This window comes from Thalassospira sp. MBR-102 (genome assembly GCF_040549275.1).
Classification (GTDB): Bacteria; Pseudomonadota; Alphaproteobacteria; order Rhodospirillales; family Thalassospiraceae; genus Thalassospira; species Thalassospira xiamenensis.
In genome coordinates this window covers 65,753-85,203 of sequence record NZ_JBEPTC010000006.1, presented here as the reverse complement: position 1 = coordinate 85,203, position 19,451 = coordinate 65,753, and the positions used below count along the sequence as shown (strand labels likewise).

Genomic DNA, 19,451 nt, shown 5'->3' with positions numbered 1-19,451 from the left:
GGTGGGCTAGGAATTTGACATTTCAAAACACTCAGCCAGACAAAATTGATGACGAGCGCTGGGAAAGTGCGCTCGAACGTCGGCGGGTTATTGAACGATGGCTAGAAATTGCCAGCCCGACCAAAGAACTGGCTGCAGACTTTGCTGCTAAATTGAATTGCAGTGTCCCGACGTTTTATCGCTGGGTACAGAATTTCAGGAAGGATCATCAGACTTCGAGTCTTGTGGTTGGCCTTAACAGAGGCAACAAGACCAAACAACGCCTCCATCCCGACGTCGAAAAAATTATCTCTGATGTAATTAAAAACCTTTATCTGACAAAAGAGCGTCCGATACGGGCACGTGTCGTCGAAGAAGTCGAGTTGCAGTGCTTCAAAGTCAATCTTTCACCTCCTTCAAAACCTACCATTTATCGTCGAATTGCAGACGTCCCAGCTTTCATAGCGACAGAACATCGCTATTCTAAAAAGAAAGCGAAACATCTTTTTGAGCCACACAAGGGTTCTGCAACCACGGCAACTCGCCCTCTCGAACAAGTCCAAATCGACCACACCCCGACCGATCTTACTCTTGTTGACCCTAAAGAACGCGAGGGAATTGATAGAGCTTGGATCACGTCGGCCATCGATTCATACAGCCGCGCTTGCATGGGCTTTTATCTTTCTTTCGGAGCGCCAAGCTCACTATCGACCGCCCTCTGCCTGACACAATCTGTCCTACCGAAAGAGCAACTGCTGCGTGAACATAAAATTTCAGGCAATTGGTCAATGCAGGGACTTCCGGAGAAAATTTTCGTCGATAACGGCTCAGATTTCCATAGCGCCGCCTTCAAACGAGGCTGCGATCAACACGGTATTTCCCTTGACTATCGTCCTAAAGGAGCACCGCAATTTGGTGCTGTGATTGAGCGTTTCATCAAAACGCTGAACCATAGATCCCACAATATTCCCGGTACGACTTTCTCCAGCAGTCATCATCGGGGCGAGTACGACTCCCAGGGACGAGCCTGTATGACCCTCAAGGAGTTGGAAGGTTACCTTCTGGAGTTTATTGTTAACGTCTACAATCAGAGGCTCCACCAAGGTATTGGCATGCCTCCCGCTGCAAAGTTCGAACAGGGTTTTGGTGGAAATGATCCCCGTTCAATTGTCCGGCGCCCACGTTTGCCCAGCAATCAAAAAACATTCCTGATCGATTTTCTACCTGTCATGACACGCACCGTTCAGCGATATGGCGTGCGTGTTGACGGCATCAACTACTATTCTGACATTCTGGGACAGATATTGTTTGATGGGGACAAGCGGAAGTTTGAACTTCGACGCGACCCTAGAGATATTTCGACGCTGTATCTCTATCACCCAGAAGACAAGACATACTATGAGCTTCCCTATCGCGACCCGAGCCAGCCTCCCATGAGCATTTGGGAGCTCAGACATATCAAGGATAGGATGCGGCGAGAGGGTAAAGACCAGGTCGATGAAGGGCGTATTTTTGCCGGTTATGAAGCTATGCAGAACCGCATCGCAGAGTCAGTGGCCTCCACTCAGAAGGCAAAAAAGCAGCGTAGAACCGAAAAGCGCCGCATGAATCCTCATGCGGCGCAAACGCACGCGGCCAAGCCTGCTCCGGCCGGGCCTCGGGAGACGCTATCCAATGACGATCTGGAATTTGAATTCGATCCCTCAATGATTGAATCGGAGATCAAAATTCGATGACTGAGCACCTTCATAGTGAAGCGGCAAAATATCTGGAGGCATCACGGGACGAACAGATTCATTGGCTGAACACCCCTAAATGGTTCCCTTACGATACTGGCAATCGGATGCTTGAAAAGATCGAAGCAATGATCAAGCACCCGCCAACGCACCGCATGCCATCCATGATGCTGGTCGGCGAAACCAATAATGGGAAAACCATGATTTTGGAGGAAGCTCTGAGCCGTCATCCGCGTCGCTCAATTCCAGAGGAAGAAGCCGACCAAATCCCGGTAATTTTTATCACGATGCCACCAGGGCCTGAACTTCGACGCTTCTACAAACAGGTCCTCGATAAAGTTGGAGCGGTTCATCGGCCCAGCGATACGACAGCAAATCTCGAAAGCCAGGTACTGCACGTTCTTAAGGGTGTTGGTACGCGCCTCATCATTATTGATGAACTTCATAACATCTCTGAGGGTAAATTTACCCAGCAGCGTCAGTTCCTCAATATGCTGCGCTTTCTGAGCAATGAGCTTAGGCTTTCCTTTATCTGTGCCGGCACCAAGAAAGCCATCCGAACCATTCAAACCGATGATCAGCTGGCTAATCGATTCAAACCATACAACCTTCCGGAATGGAAAGACGGAAAGGATTATCGAAGGTTTCTCTATTTTCTCGAATCTACTTTGCCACTTCCAGAGCCATCGAACCTGCATAAATCTGAACTGGCGAGGACCATTCTAACAGTTTCAGAACGGACCGTTGGAGAGATGGTTTCGTATGTGAAAGAAGCGACTTTCATTGCGCTTGATGAAAGTTCCGCTCATCTCAAACCACATCATTTTGAAATTGCGGACTATACATCACCTTCACGCCGCAAAGCAGAAGCCGAACAAATTGCCGGGTAAATGACCATGTTACCGGTTCGCCCAAAGCCTCAAGTCGATGAGTCTTTCACAAGCTGGCTGATCCGCGTCGCGAACGCAAACGGCATACCTGTCGGTACCTTCTGCCATTTCCTGTCAAAGCATCAGCATTTTTTTACACGGGATACTGACCGACCAACAGATAAACAGATTGTCTGCGACCTTGCCCGTCTGACAGGCACGCCAATTTCAGCGGCCGCCGAAACAACCATCCATCTTTTGGAACGACGCGTGTTTCCCATGCTGAAGCCGAACAATGTGCAGCAGATGATTACAGTTCTGGGAGTTTATCACAGAACCCATCGCAAATATGGCCAAGCCTTCTGCCCTCAATGTTTGGCTGATGAGGGTTACTACCGATTGTCGTGGCGACTTGTGTTCATTACCCAATGCACAACCCATTCTCAAAGACTGCATGATCGATGTTGTCAGTGCGGCGAGCCTGTATGTCTTCATCGCAGTCCCTGGCATACCTGTCATTCTTGCGGGTTTGATCGCCGGGAAGCTGAAGCTTTACCAATAGACAGTCATGCAGAAAGACTGCAGAAAAGGCTCGAACAGGGTTTTCGTACAGGAACACTTTTCTGGGATGTACCGATGCCATCCCCTCAATCGTATGCCAAACTCGTTTATGACCTCATGAGCATATTGCATCATCGAGCACCTCGTGTCGCAAGGTTACGGGAAGTCATACGAGAAATGTCAGGCGGCCCCGAATTTAGCTTTGAAGGGGAACAAAAATCGCAAAGGCTGGAGAGCCTCAGTTGTGAAGATAGACACAAACTCATGGCCATCGTCGGCCGGGCACTTCAAGACTGGCCATGGCGGCTTATTGCATATGCGATGCGTGCAGATTGCTGGCATTCGTTCCTGCTTAAAGATTTAAAAAATCCGCATCCGGCACTTAGCGAAACCGCCACACGTTACCTGACATTTTCTCCAAACTAGGATAGCTGCAAAAGTTCTTCAATGATCAGGGGCATGTTTTCAGGCTTGGGATCGTCACGTTCCAATCTTTTGGCGTAGCAGTTCACGGTACTCAACAAATCTAACGTGGTAGGCCAACCGTTCATCCCGTCCACTTCGTGATCCGCCCGCATCGTGAAATACAGAATATCCCTAATCAAACGGACAGGAAGCTTCAACAAAGTGACTGGATGAGCGACAAATGCTGGGCGTCCCTCATAGAGGCCGTTGCGCAATCTTCGCTCAATAAACATCAAATAACTAAATTTTCCGCGGTTGGGCACCCGACAGACCATGACCAGTAAATTTCGGCCGTTGCCAGCCTTTCTGAGTGGAATACATCCCGGCCATTCGCGTGTACTCGGAAACTCAATTACAGCAAATTTACCGTCAGCTACAGGAATCCAATCATCTCCGAGTGTTGCGATTTGATTTCCGGTTTTTCTCTGGAGAGTTGCCAAAGCTCTTGCCAAATCAGGTAAGGGGTAATCGATCGGATCCCCACCTGGCTCTGGTCGCAGCTCTTCACTTTGACCATCGTCCACCAATTCAACGAGGTGAAAAGGTAAAGGGATTTTCGGTGAACAACCGAACAGGTCACGCGCGACCGTCGCTTTTCGTTTGCGTAACTGCTGCGCTATTTCGATGTCTACATCTGGAGAAAACTCCAGTGTTGAGTGCAAAGTCCCGCTCGAGAAGGGCTCCGCAAATGATCCGCTTGCAACATCGCCCTCAACAAACTGGTATTTTGGACCTATCTGGTTTTGCTCCAGCTGTTCCTGATGCTTTTCAATGCGAATGTCTGCGTTTGGCGGAACAAAGTCACTGGCTTCCAGATTCAGAGTTTCCCCATCAAACCCCAGATCAGCCGGCTCGGACGTTACACCGATGATCTCTTGCCCACCGGCTCTCGTGACTGAAAATACTCCATCTTCCGTTTCAAACGCCATTTTCTCAGGCTTTGCCGGAACAACGACCTGAATCGTAGATGCCAAGCGCAACGCTCTAATTCTCTGAATTTGAAGGACGTTAATCGCATGGGAGCTTTCGGTGATGTCATATTCCAGAGGCAGGCGAATGTCAGATGTAAGGCCTGCTGAAAAGCCCGCGAACTTGATTTCAAACAGATCGCTAAATGGCAAAATCAATCTTGGTGGACAAATTGGCCAACGATACGGGCTTAACCCCTTCAAAATCAGCGAACCACATTGCCCCAAAAATGCTTCCGCATTCTTTCCCATTGATAAAATGTTAGCCAACTCAATCGCCGCCGCAAATTTGGCGCCAGCGTTATAGTTTTTTGGATAGATTCGAATATGCCCATGCTCAAGCTCAAATGGCTCACGGTAAAACCGTTCGACAACGGGCTGCGTTTTCCCGTTCATCAGGCCAACTAACAGCTCGGAACAATATCCAGTCAGATACCAGAGAAAATCTGCACAACTCATAATGAACTGTGTTTGGTGATCTGCCCCCTTTAGCCGACCGGAAACGAGTAATCGGGGAGAGGGAAGTTCTACTGGACCAAACTTCTCCAGATTGTCTGGAATATTGATCCACTGATAGTGGGCCATGCTATGAGTGAGCCACTCAAGCCGCGCAGTCTTGGGATCAAGAGTCGCATGGAAGACTTCCAGATCAGGAATAGGTGAGTGAATGCGATTATTCCAAACGCGTCCCTCTCTCATCAACCCGAATTCCCGCACTGGAAACTTGCGGTAAACCCAGCTCTCGGTTTGCGTCCGAGCAGCCAGATACGTAACAACATCAATTCCCGATTTATTCTTCGATGTCGGAAAAACGTCCTCACAAGGCGCAAATTTGGCGAGCCCCCAAATCTGGTCTGCACGATAGCCAAGATTTGGAGATTCTATGGGATCATGTGTGAAACCGACGACATCGAGAAGAATGTGGGGGGTTCTAAAAGGAGCAGTACGCAGTTGCGGTGTTTCAATAGACGGGATGCGATCAGACATGGACCCCCAACATGTGTGTTTTGCCAAATTCATCAGGTGTCCCGTGTCTGAAAGTAACACCAGGCGACAGAACATATTGTGCGCTTAACAAACTATTTTCCCGATCCTGCACGTCCCCCTTCATTATCGAAAGATCGAAAAATCTGTTCATGCAACAGGCCATCTTTGGGCTGCAGATAAGGTAAAAGGCCACCGGTACTTTTGTGGCGGGTAATCTTGCGAATATCCGCATCCGAGAGCCCCTCCCAATGCGCAGCTGTTGCTATTCCGCTTCGTAGTGAGTGTGCGCCGAACTCTTGGGGAACCTTGTCACACAACAAAAGCAATCGCTTGACCAGACGATTGATGTAGCGGTCAGAAACCGCTCTTTTCTGAATTTTCCCATCACGGATTGCAGGAAAACAGGGACCATCAATGGGTCTGTTACTCAGCTGGTACCAGTGCTGCATCGCGTTAAAGGCGCAAAGCGAGGACGGCACTTTGGGTATCCACTGGAAGACGGCGTTGCTTTGGTTCTTTGATGGCTTCAGACGCACGATCAGGTGAGCATCTTCAAAAACAATGTCATCCCAACCAATTGCAACAATCTCGGAGCGCCTTAATGCCAGAGAGAATCCGATCAGCAAAGCGGCCCTGTCCCGGGACGCCTTTGGACCGTTCTCTGGTAAATGATCCAGCATTTGCCCCAATAACACGGGAGCGATCATGCGTTTGCGTTTGGGATCATGACCTCGCTCCCGGCGAATACCTCGCATGAAACGACGCAAATAGTTTCGAGGATCCTTAAATTCCAGTCCGTTCATCGCGCCCATAAAGCGGATGGCCGCGAGATCTTGTTCGAGAGCACTTTGTCCCACTTTGGCTGAGCGCTCTGTCAGAAAGAGCGTAATCGTCTTGGGGTCGGAATTTGGCTTTTCGGTGCCCTTGGCCTCACACCAAGCTTCGTATCGTCGCCAAGATGCGAGATAGCGAGTGCGCGTCGAAGGCGCCAACGCCTGATCCATGATGCGTCCCGCCCGGTTGGCGAGTTCGAGAAAGGAGCTACCTGATTCGATCGTTCCGAATCCTGTATTAAGAGTAAATCGTTAGAACAAGACCGTAACAGAAAAAACAAACCAAGAACAAGATGGAAATAACTTCTGCGCGAAGTCGCTCTCTCCTCCGATGCTACTCTTAATCAGTTTTCAACCCGAAGAAGAATATAAGTACATACATCACGCACAGATAAGTCACCCATACCTTCGAAATTCTGTTTACAAAACAGGTGATTCCGGTGACAAACCTTAAAAATCCGTTTACAGAATTGCCGAATCTGTTGACAAAACATCGATTCTGGGCGACTCTTACAGGTGCCCGACAGCAGCAGTCACATCATGTGCAGAGCTCCTGTCGGGCTTTCGATTCCAAGTTCAGAGCTCAGGCAGGTCGGCCATGAAACAGATATCTCGTGATCCAGAAACACTGGTTGCCGAACCACTCACCCCGGGCAAGGATTTGGTTGATTTGGCCCGTACAGCACTGTCTGGCGACAATACCAGCCTGCTTCGCAAGCTTGCTGATATCTCTCGTCATTATTCGGGACCGGATCAACAAGAAGTGCGGGATCAGTTAATGCGGCTGACCAAAAAACCGCTCGTTAATTTGCGCCCTCTTCAAAGTGCGGAACGACTTCCTGTAGATGCCAAAACCCGCACACCACTTCTACAACCTGATAGCGATCCACGAGAACCTCTGCTGCTTGAAGACAGTCTTGAAGAAGAATTGCTGTTGATCCTTGAAGAGTTCAGTCATGCGGAGCAACTGGCTGCGGCCGGATTGGAAACCAACAATACGCTTTTGCTTTATGGCCCCCCCGGTACAGGCAAAACTCACATCGCCCGCCATCTGGCGCAACGCCTCGGACGGCCGCTCAATATCGTGCGTCTTGACAGCGTGATCTCATCTCTGCTGGGCGATACGGCCAAAAACATCCGCGCTTTATTCGATTTTGTCGACGGCACCAATGCGATCTTGTTCCTTGATGAGCTGGATGCGTTGGCAAAGTTCCGGGATGATCGCAAGGAACTGGGGGAGTTAAAGAGGGTGGTAAATACCCTGTTGCAGGGACTGGATAACTTGGAACCGACCAGCATCGTTATCGGCGCAACAAATCATCCCGAGATTCTCGACCCAGCAATTTGGCGACGTTTTACGCATAGTATCGAAGTCGAATTGCCATCACAAGAATTGCGAAGCGCGTTATGGAACTATTATCTTTTCTCTGATGAAGCCGAAAAGAGACCACTTCAGGCACTGTCAGTATGCTCTAACCATCTGAGCTGCTCCGATATCCGTGAAATTTCACTAGCAGCCAGGCGGCGTGCAGTAATTACCGGCAAACCCATTGAACTAGCTCAGGTCACGGCTGCTGTTTTGGCAAGCGAAACCGGAAAAATCCGACGCCCGAAAGCATCGTCCCTGACAACCAGCGAGATGGAGGAGCTTGCAAAACAGCTTCAACAACGGGGGGGCTTACGTCAGGTTGAAATAGGTGACCTGCTGTCCACAACACGCCAGCATATTAGTAAGTTGTTGAAATAACCAAACAACAACCTATAGGATAATATCTCTATCTGGAGGTATATCCTGTGGCAGACAATCGTCCTGTCTTTAATAACCCGGCACTGCGACTCACAAAATCTCCGAGTGAGCAGAAGATCCGTGCGACGGGTGGACGAAAACTCGAAAAGCAACGCGCCGAACGCTATGAGACCTGCCGTCGCCGCGCATATGAGCGTGTTTCACGGTTGCTTGATCAGTTTTCTACCCTACCTCGTTTTTCAGAGAGGATGCTGGTCTGGATGCAGTTTTATCATGATTCTGCTGCCCCCAGTCATACCCCAAACGAATTGTGTGGGGTTTCAGGTTGTCAGATCACGGCTCCCTGGCGAGGGGGCTATGTCATCGAACTCACAGAACAAGGTTTACGTAACCTTCGAGGCCGGATCGACAATCCCACCAAGCAAGCCCAGATCGATATCTCCAACATTTTGAATATCGAACCGTTTACGTCCGCTCTTCAACGCGAGTATGAACGTCACTCTGACTTGGCAAGCCAAGCGTATCGCGATGAGAAAAACCGCATCTGGATTCGGTTCACAGTTGCCCCCTACGTCTCAACTGACAGCCAAAGTGCTGTTTGTTCTTATCTGGAAGATACCTTGCGTGATGTCTGGATGTTGCCGCCAGCAGAAGAAACCAGCGATCAGCCGACTGCACGCGATTTGGTGCCCGCACAAGGGAGAACTCTCGCACTTTATGGCGCAGGTAGAAACCAACCAAAAACCTTAATTCTTGGGCTCTCGAGGACTGAACATATTAGCCAACTCCTTCTTAGCGGCTCAATCGGACGCTGGGAGCCAATTACAACACCGCGCAGTGTTAGCCCTGGCGCGGGACGAGAGCCCGAAGAACTGCCTTACGATCTAGGCCGCGCACCAATCATCGGTGTCATCGACGGCGGGTATCATGCCAACAGCTACCTGAATGCAGTTGCTTGGGAAAGTGACAAGCTGGTCACTGACGATGAAGCGGATCGGCGTCATGGTAATATGCTTGCTGCAATGATTGTTGATGCCACACGCTGGAGCAACAGCCTCCCGATTCCTGATCTGCCGTGCCGCTTGGGTATTGTTCAGGCCGTGCAACGTGACGACATACTGGTCACACCAGTCACAGCAGAAGAGCTGGTTCTGCATCTCGACAAGGTTATGGCAGATCAACCAGAGACCCGTGTCTGGAATCTCTCGGCAAATACGCCTTTTGCAGCTCATGAGTTTGAAGTTAGCGAAATGGCCCATCTATTGGCTGGCCTGTGTCGAAAACATCAGAACCTCCTTGTGATCTCCAGCGGTAATCGAGAGCCCGGCAGTCCGGAGATCATTTCACCACCTGCAGATTGTGATGCTGCTTTGGTCGTTCCACGACGGGGCTTTTTGAGGCTTTAGGTGGTAAATGTGACATTTCGCGAACTGCATTCGGGCCTGAATTGATGTTCAAACCCGACCTCAGCTGGTTCTCAACACATCGGGTTCTCGGTGGATCAATCGTGCGTGGTTCAAGTTTTGCCGCACCGCTGGTTTCCCGTCTAGCAGCCCATTGCTTCGAACACGTAAGCAACCCTACGCCGGATCTGGTCCGTGGCTTGATCCTGAATGCTGCAGATCTGCCAAAGGGGAAATATGATGAGCACTTGGGTTATGGATCGCCAGTGCTGATCAATGAGCCGTGGAACTGTCCACCCAACATGGTGATCATGGCTTGGTCCGAGGCCATGCGAGCTCAGCAATCCTACTATTGGACAGATATTGCCGTTCCGCCGAGCATGATCAAAAATGGTCGGTTGGTTGGGCGTGTCCGACTAATTGCGATTTTAGAACCCACTGTAGAGCGTGCTGGGGACGAGTATTTCTCCATACGTATCCAAACAAATGTACGCTATTTACCGCAAGACAAACAGAAGTGGGCTGGTCTGCTCGGAAGCGAGAAACCAACCACTTATGAGCATAAGGCACGCAAAGAAGAGCAAAAATGGCAACCAGTTCAGTTTCTCGAAAAACAGTTCACAGAAACAAATGGTCCATTTCTGAGAGAAAACCGACTGCAGGTTGGAGCCAGGTTATTTTGGCGCCATCGTTTCCTCTTTGAAGACGTCACAATCCGGGAACGTGAACATGAGGCAACTTTCGTTCTGACCTTAGAAAGTCTCGACCCAGAGGACGACACCTACAACGAGTTTCGTTTGATGATGGGCACTGAGGTTGAGCAACTAGGTATCTCGGTCGAAACGGAGATCGAGAGTTGACGATAAATTAGAAATACAACCTTGAATACCAAACAAGATTAAACGCTGCGTTGTTGCCCACAAACGCACCACTTTAAGAGCGAGGCCTCCTAAATGCCTGATTTCAATTTCGACGGAAGCAAGCGTTTTAGCCAGAATTGTTCTGACTTCCTAGATAGCACAAAGGAAATAGATCCAGAGATGGCGAAAATTCTCGAAGCCAATTGGGATTTGCTCCTAAATGTCGTGTCTTCAGGAGAGAGGGAGGCGAAGGCTCGAACAGCTTTCAACACGACAATTATTGAAGCTTTGGACAATCTCCTCACGTCGCAGACAGAAGCGGGAGACGAGTAATGCCTCGATATTTTCTTACAAATCTGAAAATTGAAGGTTTTCGGGGCATCAATAATCAAGACAACCCTCTCAACTTGAGCTTCAAACACGACGCGGTAAACTCGGTATTCGCTGTAAATGGGATCGGAAAAAGCTCCATTTTTGACGCTCTGTATTATGCAATACATGGGACAATTCCAAAGCTTGATGAGCTGAAAACACACGAACGACCCCAGGATTACTACTGCAACCGCTTTCACACTACCAACAAAGCAGTTATCGAGATTGAATTAATGCCCGATGACGGAAGCAATCTAGTATCCGTCAAGGTTGAGCGCGATGGTGCGGGAACTCGATCCGTTAGCAGCCCTAGTGGTCATCCTGATCCATCCAGGCTCCTCGATACACTGAATGAAACTTTTGCTCTGCTTGATTATCGCACTTTTGCACGGTTCATAGAAGAGTCGCCACTTGAACGTGGTAGAACGTTCTCAACACTACTTGGGCTATCGCAGTACTCCGATTGTCGTCAAGCGCTTCAAACTGTTTCTGAAACACGGACAACCAATAGCGATCTCGAATTGAAGGTCCTAGCTACAAAGATTGACAGTAACCAGCGTACCATTAGGCAAGCGCTAGATTTATTACAAACCAACTTCGAGAAAATCACCGGAAGAAACATCGAAGATGTAAACAAGCTTGACCAGCATGGTGTTGAGGTCTCACAGGCACTCGCAAACGTCGAACTTCTAAGAGAGCACCTTAACGGAAAAGCTCTGGAAGATATTGATTTTGACGCACTTAAGGATGTTATTAAAACGGCAGAAGGTGGAGAAGCTCGAAAACAACTTGAAAGCACTATCGCTCACATTTCGATCTTAGAGTCACTGAAGTCCCTGATCACACCAGTGATATCTGAAGAACAGAAGAAGATTACGGCACTTATCAAAGAGCGGGATGCCTTGCTGCACGCAACCAAAGGCGACCTGTTTGAAAAACTATATTCAGCAGCTCAGAATGTTATCAATGATGGCTCTTGGCAAAATGACAAACAATGCCCGCTGTGTGAGAGCTCTCTAGAAAATTCGATAAGCGGACATATAAAGCAACAGCTCTATCAATTTACTGCTGCGGTAGAAAAAAACAAAGAAATTAGGGAGTTATGGGAAAATTCAGCATGGCGGCAAAGTCTATTCGAGCACGAGCTAGCCAAAGTGCTGAGCATCGAAGCAAAAGATCGTATCCATACGCAAACTGATATTAGAAGCAAATCAGGCGAGCTGACCGAAGCCAATGTTTCTGATGCCGCTAAACGCACAGACGAACTTATAGATGTTGTTGCCACACAACTAGAAAAAGCGCAGGACGCCAAAACCAAGCTCGAAACCGAACTCCCAGCATCTCTCGTACAGCTTACTGAGCAAGTCGAATATGGACGCCAGTTCAAAAATGCTCTGGCCAGTTATATAGAAGGACAGTCCGAGCAGAATAAGCTTCAGGCTCAACGAGACATTCGCGAGCGCTGGAAAAATTTTATATCCTCAGCTTCTAACAGGTTTGCTTTGGCGGAGGCAGCCTTATCCAAAGGCAAGATCAACGATATCGATCCTGAGTACAAATCAATGTACAAGGACATCATGCAAGTTAGTGACGTGGTCCCAGACCTGCAGCGTTCAGATGAAAAAGAAGATTTGAACGTTGAACTGAGAGATTTCCATGGTCAGCATCAATTATCTGCACGTGCTCTACTTTCAGAGAGTTATCGCAACGCACTTGCTATTTCTGTTTTCCTAGCCGCTGCCATACGGCACTCTGGCGCTCCACGCTTCATAATTCTTGATGATGTGACATCAAGCTTTGACGCAGGACATCAATTCTACTTAATGGAATTGATCAGAACAAAGCTCCAATATCCAAAAAATCCCCAAGGAATTCAGTTTATCATCTTAAGTCACGATGGATTACTTGAGAAGTATTTTGATACGAAAGGCGCCGCCGGGGGATGGCATCACAACAAACTGCAAGGGTCTCCCCCATTGGGAGATATCCTCCACCAAGCTCAAGGTGCCGGTCGCCTCAATACTCGTATTACAAGTCTTCTGACAGCAGGACAGATAAGTGAGGCAGAGCCGATTGTCCGCCAATACTTAGAATATAAACTTCAACAAATTATCCGAAAAGTGAATATTCCCGTTCCTCTAGACTTTGCGATAAAAGATACAAACAAGATGGTCAGCAATTGCCTAGATGCAATCAATTCAGCAATCGACTTGCATCAAAAAGCAGGATCACTTGTTCTCGAAACACAACAGGTTCAAGATCTGCTGAACTCTCATGTTCCGTTGATTATTGGAAACTGGGTCAATCACTACGCGACTGGTGGTAGCAGTAGCTTCTCTGCACCGGCCCTGAACGGAGTGATAAACACGATCGATAAGATGTCGGAATGCTTCATGTACGAAGACACGTCGGTTTCTCCATCGGTGCGTCGCTGGTACCGATCATTGTCGCAAAGATGATATTTCATCCATCTCCAGAATGCTTTGGGAAGAAGTTATCTAGAACCCGTGGATCTATCTATGCAGCTTAAGAAAATATGTCCACGCTACAGAATGGTTCTCGTTACTCTGACGTGTCTGTTACGCACTGTTATATTAACTGAACCGGCAAAGGCGCAAGAGGATCAGTGGGTCGCAGAAACATTCAACCAATTGGACATCCTCGTTGATCAAAACAGGCTGATGCTCGCCAGTAATGTTGAAGCTTTGGATACCGAAATCCCGGGTGGTTTCGTTCAGTTGATCATGTCTCTTCCTGTTAAGGTTATGGGGCAGACTGTGATTGCGGGCGGCTCCAAAATCCTGTGTGAGTACGATCCTGTTCGGAATGTCAGCTATATTCCTGCGAGCTGTTATCGCATTCTTACGCCGGAAGGGTATGATTACAGGATTGTCGGTCAGATTTATGATCGAAATGGCAGACGGGGCATTCCGGCAGATCGTCAGAAAAAGAATGGTGCGCTGCAGGCTGATTATGCGAAAGAATTGCAGCTCATTATCGAACAGGTCACCGCTGTCGGATTTCCGGGGCACCTCTGGAAGCGCTCCACTCCCAACAAGGAGTGATCGCGCCTCCGATACGTCTATTTTGTCCGTTAAAGTTCCTTAACGGACAAATTCACAGCCGAAACAATCACCGATCCGCTTGACTTGCATACGCCCTCGTCACATGCGGCCTGATATCACCGGAACCCTTGTCTCCCGGCCACATCGCCCTTATAGTAGTGGTTCAAAAATTTAGCTGACATCTCCGCGCTCGCGACCCTCAATGCTCCCGGAACGCCCTTGTGCGAACCGGGTGTTTGTATGTGCTTCGCGCACACCACTTCTCCGGCCGGCTTCTTCTATATGCTTCTCGACATCTTCTAGACCTTCAACCTAGGAGATGATTGATGTCACGTACCTATCGTAAACAGAAGGGAAAGCGGATCGACGAGCGTCATTGCGACTATCCACGACCGCGCTTCCCGAACGGTGTCAACAAGGAGTGGCGCAAACGCCGTGTCCACACCCCCATGCGTGTCCGCGAGCGCGCATATTTACGCCATATCCTCAAAGGCGAGGACTGGAATACACTCGTTCCGCTGCCTGATCGATTGCCTATGCCATATTACTGGTAAGGGAGAACGTCGTTTGACAGTGTCCGGAACGAGGCAGATATTAATAATCTGTGCTGTTGGTAACGTTTGGTCGTCACGACCTCCCCCGACAGACATCGGTCAAAGCCCGTCAATCCCCGGCGGGCTTTGGCTTCTCCGAAACGATCGGCTCGCCGAGAGGCCAGGTCTCACCGCGCCGACTATCTTTCGCGCAGGGAAAAGGGTCAGTCCGGCTTCGGGTGCTTTTCCAGATATTCGCCGATCTTTACGCCAATGAGCAGCAGAACGAAAAAAGCTCCGGTGCCAAAGAGAAAAAGATTGATGCTGGTGGAATCCATAAGGGCCTCCCTTGTCATGCATCCAACTCTCGAACCATGTCACCCTTGTATGATGGGCGAAATTGTATGAAATTTCCAGTCTGTCGACGGGCAACAAAACGGGAGACACGGATGACGGCAGCACAATTCAGCCAGAACCCCAGAGCGACCGCGGTCGCGCTCAAGGCCTATCGCAATATTGCAGACAACTGGGCGCTGCCCGCCCGCCAGGCAGCCGCCCTTGTCGATATGTCCCCGGGAAAATGGCGCGGCGCGCGCCGCCCGAACTATCGCGGCCGGATCAATGTCGATCAGATGCTCAGGCTGAGCGCACTGATCGGCATCTATCGCAGCCTTGAGCTGTATTTTGACACGCCTATCGCTCGCTCCTGGATCCTTCTGCCCAATCAGGGGCCGCTCTTTGCCGGCGACAAACCTGTCGAGCGCATGATTGATCGCGGCCTGCCCTATATGCTGAACGTCCGACACTATCTGGAAGCCCTGCTGGAAGGCCATTAACCAAGGCAACCGGAAAGTCGCATCATGCCCTTCCGAGCGACGGGAATGCTTCGAAGCGCCCCTTCCCGTCATCGATATCATCAATTTACAACCCAAGCCAAAAACCGCTCAAAGGGATAGCAACCTGCTCGAACAGATAGCTTTTTAAAATCATATTTTATGAATATTCTGTCTGACATGGTAATGCCCCGCCGACATTGCCGCCCAAAACAATGTTCGGGAAAAGGCTATGCATGGGTGGTTGCGCACAGTGATCATATGTTCTGTGACCGCCCTGACCGGCTGCCAAACCATCAATGATGTCAGCAGTCAGATGGGAGACCTGTTCTCGAGCCTGACCAGCGAAGATCAGCCTGCCACGATCCCGGCCTCGACAGATCGTAAGGCAACACCGGTCACATCGGCCGAGCCCCGCATGCTTAGCGGCACAGTCCGCCCCGAGTTTGTCCATAGCGGCGACAGTTTTACGCTCGACGGCAGCGAGGTTTCTCTTTTCGGCATTGATGCCCTGGAAGCCTTGCAGACCTGCGAAAAAGAAAATCAAAACCTGCCCTGTGGCGAGATGGCCAGAAACGCCCTGATCGGTTTCACCGCCGGACAAACTGTCACCTGTATTCCTGTTTATTTTTCTTCGGCGGAAAAAGCATGGATCAGCCAGTGCACGATCAGTGATTTCAATCTGTCCTCAGCCATGATCCAGACGGGATTTGCGACAATCTCCAAAGACCCGTCACTCATTCTCAGCGATCAGCAAGCGTTAGCACGTCAGCAAAAACGCGGCATGTGGGGCACGCGCTTTGAGATGCCTGCCTCCTGGCGCTCCATGCATCCAACGGCCATCTTTTCACCGCGGCAGAATTGATCATGTCATTTGAAAAGCGCTCTGTTGAATTCGCCCCACCCACGGCGTTCGGTTCCGGAACGCAAGACTATGAATTGATGCCCGTCCGGGCCCGACACCTTGAGCGAAATGGTCAGGTTCTCCTGACATCCTGTGTCGGGGATCATCAGATTGTATCCTCAAACGAATACCGGCTGATTGTTGCTCGCGAGCTCGAAAAGAGCACAGAGCTCTTCAAAAATCTGCGCAGCCGCCACATGGTCTGTGACAGGGATAGCGGCCCGCTTTTTCAGGCGATTGAAGCCCAGACCCGAACCCGCAAGAATCATGTCACTCAAGGTCCGGCCCTGCATATTTTTGTTCTGACACTCAGGTGTGATCATCGTTGTCTCTATTGTCAGGTAACCCCGCAAAAACTATCTGCCTGCGGTTTCGATATGGATTGGCCAACCGCACAATTGGCATTGGATCGCGTCTTCGAAAGCCGTGCCGAGGTTCTGACAATCGAATTTCAGGGGGGCGAAGCAGCTCTCAGCTTTGATCTGCTGTGCCGGATCGTTGAAGCGGGTGAAGCGCGCGCGGCTCAAGAGCAGCGCACTGTCCGCTTTGTCATTACAACCACGCTTCATCTGCTTGATCCCGACCAACTGGCATTTTGCCGCGACCACAGCATCGAGCTCTCCACATCGCTGGACGGTCCCGACTTCGTGCACAATGCCAACCGTCCCAACGCAACCCGGGATTCATGGCAGCGTACAATCGCCGCCATCAAACGGGCCGGCGAAATTTGCGGCAAAGAACATGTCTCCGCACTGACGACCGTCAGTCGTTTCAGTCTGCCGCATGCCCGGGCCATCATCGATACCTATGTGGAGGCCGGTCTGGAGACAATCTCCCTGCGCCCGATTAGCCCATTTGGCTTTGCGGTCAAGTCGGTCCGGAAACTGGGATATACCGCGCAGGAATTCATGCAGTTTTACAAGGAAGCGATCGAGTATCTGATCGAACTCAATCTCCAGGGCATCCCGCTTGAAGAAACATATGCCTCCTTATTGCTGACCCGCATTCTAACGCCGTTTCCAACCAGCTATGTCGATCTGCAGTCACCAGCGGCGGCCGGTCACAATGTGCTGGTCTATAACTATGATGGCGGAGTGTATGTTTCAGATGAAGGTCGCATGCTGGCCGAGATGGGTGATGATCGTTTCCGCATGGGAACCGTAAAGCAAAGTCTTGCAGACCTGCAGGCATCCCCGGCGATGAAGATCATAAACACACATGGCATTGCCGAAGAGCTTTCGGGCTGCCGCGATTGTGCATTCGTTCCCTATTGCGGAGCCGACCCGGTGTTTCACGTTGCAACCCAGGGCGATCCTGCGGGGGATCGCGCGACCAGCGAATTCTGTCAGCGCCAGACAGAATATTTTGAATTGTTCTTTGACTACATCGCCAAGAATGACCGGGACACGATGTCCGTATTTCTGTCCTGGATCACCCGCAAGCCGCTCTCGGATCTGGTCTCTGCCCGTCGGGAGGCCGTGTAATGCTGCCTTTATACACGCAGGCCGATATCCAGCATCTTGACGGTGCCAAGGTCTTGAAAATCGTTGATATCCCGGAGGCGCGCACCGGGAGATTTCCGCCAGAGAAGTCGCTGGTATGGCTTGATCAGCCGGTGACAGATCTGGCACTTGAGAATTTTGCTGGCGCGGTTCTTGCCGTCCCCGAAATCACTCCGCCAAAGTCCGGGATCACAATCAGCAATCCCAGGACCCAAGGCGTCATTGCCCCCGGGGACGTTATTCGTGTCCAGGAGGGCAGTTCACGTATCTCCGTCTTCTATCGCCGCGGCTCAAACAGCAACACCCTTATGGCGACCGAGCGCTGCAACAGCTTCTGTATCATGTGTTCCCAGCCGCCACGTGAAGTCGAGGACAGCTGGTTTGTGCAACAAATGCTCGACACCATTCCCCTGATTGATCCGGAAGAGAGCATGCTCGGTCTGAGCGGCGGCGAGCCGACGCTTTTGGGCGATAATCTTGCTGTTGTCCTGTATCAGGCCCGCAAGCATCTGCCCGATACAACCTTGCATATCCTGAGCAACGGCCGAAGATTTTCCGACCCGACATTTACCCGCATGATTGCAGCCGTGAAACATCCTCACCTGCAATGGGGCATCCCGCTTTATTCAGATGATCCCGGCCAACATGATCATATCGTCCAGTCCCGAGGAGCCTGGCACGAGACGATTGACGGCCTCTACAACCTTGCCCGCATTGAGGCCAGCATTGAAATTCGTGTGGTGATCCAGAAGAGCAATGTTGATCGCCTGCCGGAACTTGCGCGCTTCATTTTTCACAATCTGAGTTTTGTCGATCATATTGCTTTTATGGCCCTGGAGCCGATGGGCTTTGCCCGGACCAACCGGGACAGTATCTGGATCGATCCGATTGATTGTCGGGATCAGCTGTATGAAGCGGTATCCTATCTCGCCGATCGCGGGATGAATCCAAGTCTTTATAATTTTCCCATTTGCACGATTGAACCGGCTTTGCACGATTTCTGCCGTCAAAGTATCTCGGACTGGAAGAACGTCTATCTTCCGGCATGCGATGGCTGCATTGAGAAAACGAACTGTTGCGGATTTTTCCGTACAATTGATCCGGGCTGGACCAGTCGGGGAATTCAGCCGATTACACCACTAGGCACATCCATATTTCAGGGGGCAATATGACGTCGAACTGGCAAAAGAAACTGGCAGCCATTCTCTCCTGGCCATCGGTTGCCATTGGCAGTGCGTTCTCGGGACCATCTGCAAATGCAGCCGCCATGGATGGCGATTTCTGGACCAACCCCGATATGCATCAGAAGCCGGTTTTGCTGCCAAATACGCTTAATAGCACGTCTCATGACCTGTTCGCCGGCCATAGAAGCCACCGGTCACATTCCAGTCACCGCAGCCACAGCTCGCACTCCAGTCATCGCTCGAGTTCTGGCTACAGATATACCGCCCCGACCTATTCTGCGCCTAGTTATCCGACACCTGCGCCGTCGTATGTTTCGCCGGCACCCGCTTCACCAAGTCGTCAAATTCCGTCTGCGAATAGCCCGAGCACAAGTTCGTCAATTATCACGCGACCTTCCTCCCAAGAGCTTTCGATGATGGTCGTTCGCGTGCAGGCCGCCCTCATGAGGCTCGGATACTACAATGGGGACATTGACGGTTTGCTCGGCCCTATGACCCGAGACTCCATCACACGGTTTCAAACGGATCGCTCACTGGCAAAGACCGGACGCATGGACATTGAAACGCTCACGGCTTTGGGCATCCCGGTGCAGTAGCAATAACACGTCCTCACGGCGAGCTGCATAACGTCGCCGTGAAGGCAGAAAAAT

General features: G+C 50.4%; 17 protein-coding genes. 15 read left to right on the top strand and 2 right to left on the bottom strand.

What is annotated here, in order from left to right; translation table 11 throughout:
• Positions 1-14: 14 nt before the first annotated feature.
• Genes ABIE64_RS12170 through ABIE64_RS12160 form a run of 3 tightly spaced genes read left to right on the top strand, consistent with a single transcriptional unit; the run spans position 15 to position 3,571 of the window.
• Complete coding sequence (locus ABIE64_RS12170) at positions 15-1,715, top strand: TnsB C-terminal domain-containing protein (protein WP_354377582.1); 1,701 nt, start codon at positions 15-17, stop codon at positions 1,713-1,715.
• On the top strand, positions 1,712-2,605 hold the full coding sequence (locus ABIE64_RS12165) for a TniB family NTP-binding protein (RefSeq protein WP_354377581.1): 894 nt from the start codon (positions 1,712-1,714) through the stop codon (positions 2,603-2,605). Before ABIE64_RS12170 ends, ABIE64_RS12165 begins: the two co-directional genes overlap by 4 nt.
• A 6-nt stretch (positions 2,606-2,611) precedes the next feature.
• A complete protein-coding gene (locus ABIE64_RS12160) occupies positions 2,612-3,571 on the top strand; it encodes a TniQ family protein (protein WP_354377580.1) in 960 nt (319 codons plus the stop codon).
• Here the strand turns inward: ABIE64_RS12160 and ABIE64_RS12155 are convergent.
• Positions 3,568-5,565 carry a hypothetical protein gene (locus ABIE64_RS12155; RefSeq protein ID WP_354377579.1) on the bottom strand — a complete coding sequence of 666 codons (1,998 nt, stop codon included), beginning with the start codon at positions 5,563-5,565 and terminating at the stop codon, positions 3,568-3,570. The genes ABIE64_RS12160 and ABIE64_RS12155 overlap by 4 nt on opposite strands.
• Before the next feature lie 92 nt (positions 5,566-5,657).
• Positions 5,658-6,569, bottom strand: coding sequence for a tyrosine-type recombinase/integrase (locus ABIE64_RS12150; RefSeq protein WP_354377578.1), 912 nt, complete (start codon positions 6,567-6,569; stop codon positions 5,658-5,660).
• A 427-nt stretch (positions 6,570-6,996) separates the two neighbouring features.
• On the opposite strand from ABIE64_RS12150, the gene ABIE64_RS12145 reads away from it, so the two are divergent.
• The 12 genes from ABIE64_RS12145 (at position 6,997) to hxsA (ending at position 19,397) form a co-directional block, all read left to right on the top strand.
• On the top strand, positions 6,997-8,145 hold the full coding sequence (locus tag ABIE64_RS12145; RefSeq protein WP_354377577.1) for an AAA family ATPase: 1,149 nt from the start codon (positions 6,997-6,999) through the stop codon (positions 8,143-8,145).
• Positions 8,146-8,192: 47 nt separating this feature from the next.
• The gene (locus ABIE64_RS12140; RefSeq protein WP_354377576.1) at positions 8,193-9,551 is read left to right on the top strand and encodes a S8/S53 family peptidase; all 1,359 of its coding nucleotides are present in this window, start codon (positions 8,193-8,195) and stop codon (positions 9,549-9,551) included.
• A 44-nt stretch (positions 9,552-9,595) separates the two neighbouring features.
• Entirely contained in the window at positions 9,596-10,408 is an 813-nt protein-coding gene (locus ABIE64_RS12135) for a S8 family serine peptidase (protein ID WP_354377575.1), read from the top strand.
• 93 nt (positions 10,409-10,501) lie between these two features.
• Entirely contained in the window at positions 10,502-10,741 is a 240-nt protein-coding gene (locus ABIE64_RS12130) for a hypothetical protein (RefSeq protein WP_354377574.1), read from the top strand.
• Positions 10,741-13,239: an AAA family ATPase gene (locus ABIE64_RS12125; protein ID WP_354377573.1), complete on the top strand. Its 2,499-nt coding sequence runs from the start codon at positions 10,741-10,743 to the stop codon at positions 13,237-13,239. The genes ABIE64_RS12130 and ABIE64_RS12125 overlap by 1 nt, the downstream gene beginning before the upstream one ends.
• A gap of 60 nt (positions 13,240-13,299) precedes the next feature.
• On the top strand, positions 13,300-13,845 hold the full coding sequence (locus tag ABIE64_RS12120) for a hypothetical protein (protein ID WP_354377572.1): 546 nt from the start codon (positions 13,300-13,302) through the stop codon (positions 13,843-13,845).
• A 326-nt stretch (positions 13,846-14,171) separates the two neighbouring features.
• Positions 14,172-14,399, top strand: a complete 228-nt coding sequence (locus ABIE64_RS12115) for a hypothetical protein (RefSeq protein ID WP_354377571.1) — start codon at positions 14,172-14,174, stop codon at positions 14,397-14,399.
• A 428-nt stretch (positions 14,400-14,827) separates the two neighbouring features.
• A complete protein-coding gene (locus ABIE64_RS12110) occupies positions 14,828-15,214 on the top strand; it encodes a DUF2384 domain-containing protein (RefSeq protein ID WP_354377570.1) in 387 nt (128 codons plus the stop codon).
• A gap of 265 nt (positions 15,215-15,479) precedes the next feature.
• Positions 15,480-16,076, top strand: coding sequence for a thermonuclease family protein (locus tag ABIE64_RS12105; protein WP_354377569.1), 597 nt, complete (start codon positions 15,480-15,482; stop codon positions 16,074-16,076).
• A gap of 2 nt (positions 16,077-16,078) precedes the next feature.
• A complete protein-coding gene (gene hxsB / locus ABIE64_RS12100; RefSeq protein WP_354377568.1) occupies positions 16,079-17,599 on the top strand; it encodes a His-Xaa-Ser system radical SAM maturase HxsB in 1,521 nt (506 codons plus the stop codon).
• Entirely contained in the window at positions 17,599-18,789 is a 1,191-nt protein-coding gene (hxsC, locus tag ABIE64_RS12095; protein ID WP_354377567.1) for a His-Xaa-Ser system radical SAM maturase HxsC, read from the top strand. Before hxsB ends, hxsC begins: the two co-directional genes overlap by 1 nt.
• The gene (gene hxsA / locus ABIE64_RS12090) at positions 18,786-19,397 is read left to right on the top strand and encodes a His-Xaa-Ser repeat protein HxsA (protein ID WP_354377566.1); all 612 of its coding nucleotides are present in this window, start codon (positions 18,786-18,788) and stop codon (positions 19,395-19,397) included. Before hxsC ends, hxsA begins: the two co-directional genes overlap by 4 nt.
• Positions 19,398-19,451: the final 54 nt, after the last annotated feature.

What these genes read in the sequence shown, in the direction of transcription:
- ABIE64_RS12165 (WP_354377581.1), top strand. Translation starts at nt 1,712, where the DNA reads ATGACTGAGCACCTTCATAGTGAAGCGGCAAAATATCTGGAGGCATCA.
- ABIE64_RS12160 (WP_354377580.1), top strand. Translation starts at nt 2,612, where the DNA reads ATGTTACCGGTTCGCCCAAAGCCTCAAGTCGATGAGTCTTTCACAAGC.
- ABIE64_RS12155 (WP_354377579.1), bottom strand. Translation starts at nt 5,565, where the DNA reads ATGTCTGATCGCATCCCGTCTATTGAAACACCGCAACTGCGTACTGCT.
- ABIE64_RS12150 (WP_354377578.1), bottom strand. Translation starts at nt 6,569, where the DNA reads ATGGATCAGGCGTTGGCGCCTTCGACGCGCACTCGCTATCTCGCATCT.
- ABIE64_RS12145 (WP_354377577.1), top strand. Translation starts at nt 6,997, where the DNA reads ATGAAACAGATATCTCGTGATCCAGAAACACTGGTTGCCGAACCACTC.
- ABIE64_RS12135 (WP_354377575.1), top strand. Translation starts at nt 9,596, where the DNA reads ATGTTCAAACCCGACCTCAGCTGGTTCTCAACACATCGGGTTCTCGGT.
- ABIE64_RS12130 (WP_354377574.1), top strand. Translation starts at nt 10,502, where the DNA reads ATGCCTGATTTCAATTTCGACGGAAGCAAGCGTTTTAGCCAGAATTGT.
- ABIE64_RS12125 (WP_354377573.1), top strand. Translation starts at nt 10,741, where the DNA reads ATGCCTCGATATTTTCTTACAAATCTGAAAATTGAAGGTTTTCGGGGC.
- ABIE64_RS12120 (WP_354377572.1), top strand. Translation starts at nt 13,300, where the DNA reads ATGCAGCTTAAGAAAATATGTCCACGCTACAGAATGGTTCTCGTTACT.
- ABIE64_RS12115 (WP_354377571.1), top strand. Translation starts at nt 14,172, where the DNA reads ATGTCACGTACCTATCGTAAACAGAAGGGAAAGCGGATCGACGAGCGT.
- ABIE64_RS12110 (WP_354377570.1), top strand. Translation starts at nt 14,828, where the DNA reads ATGACGGCAGCACAATTCAGCCAGAACCCCAGAGCGACCGCGGTCGCG.
- hxsB (WP_354377568.1), top strand. Translation starts at nt 16,079, where the DNA reads ATGTCATTTGAAAAGCGCTCTGTTGAATTCGCCCCACCCACGGCGTTC.
- hxsC (WP_354377567.1), top strand. Translation starts at nt 17,599, where the DNA reads ATGCTGCCTTTATACACGCAGGCCGATATCCAGCATCTTGACGGTGCC.
- hxsA (WP_354377566.1), top strand. Translation starts at nt 18,786, where the DNA reads ATGACGTCGAACTGGCAAAAGAAACTGGCAGCCATTCTCTCCTGGCCA.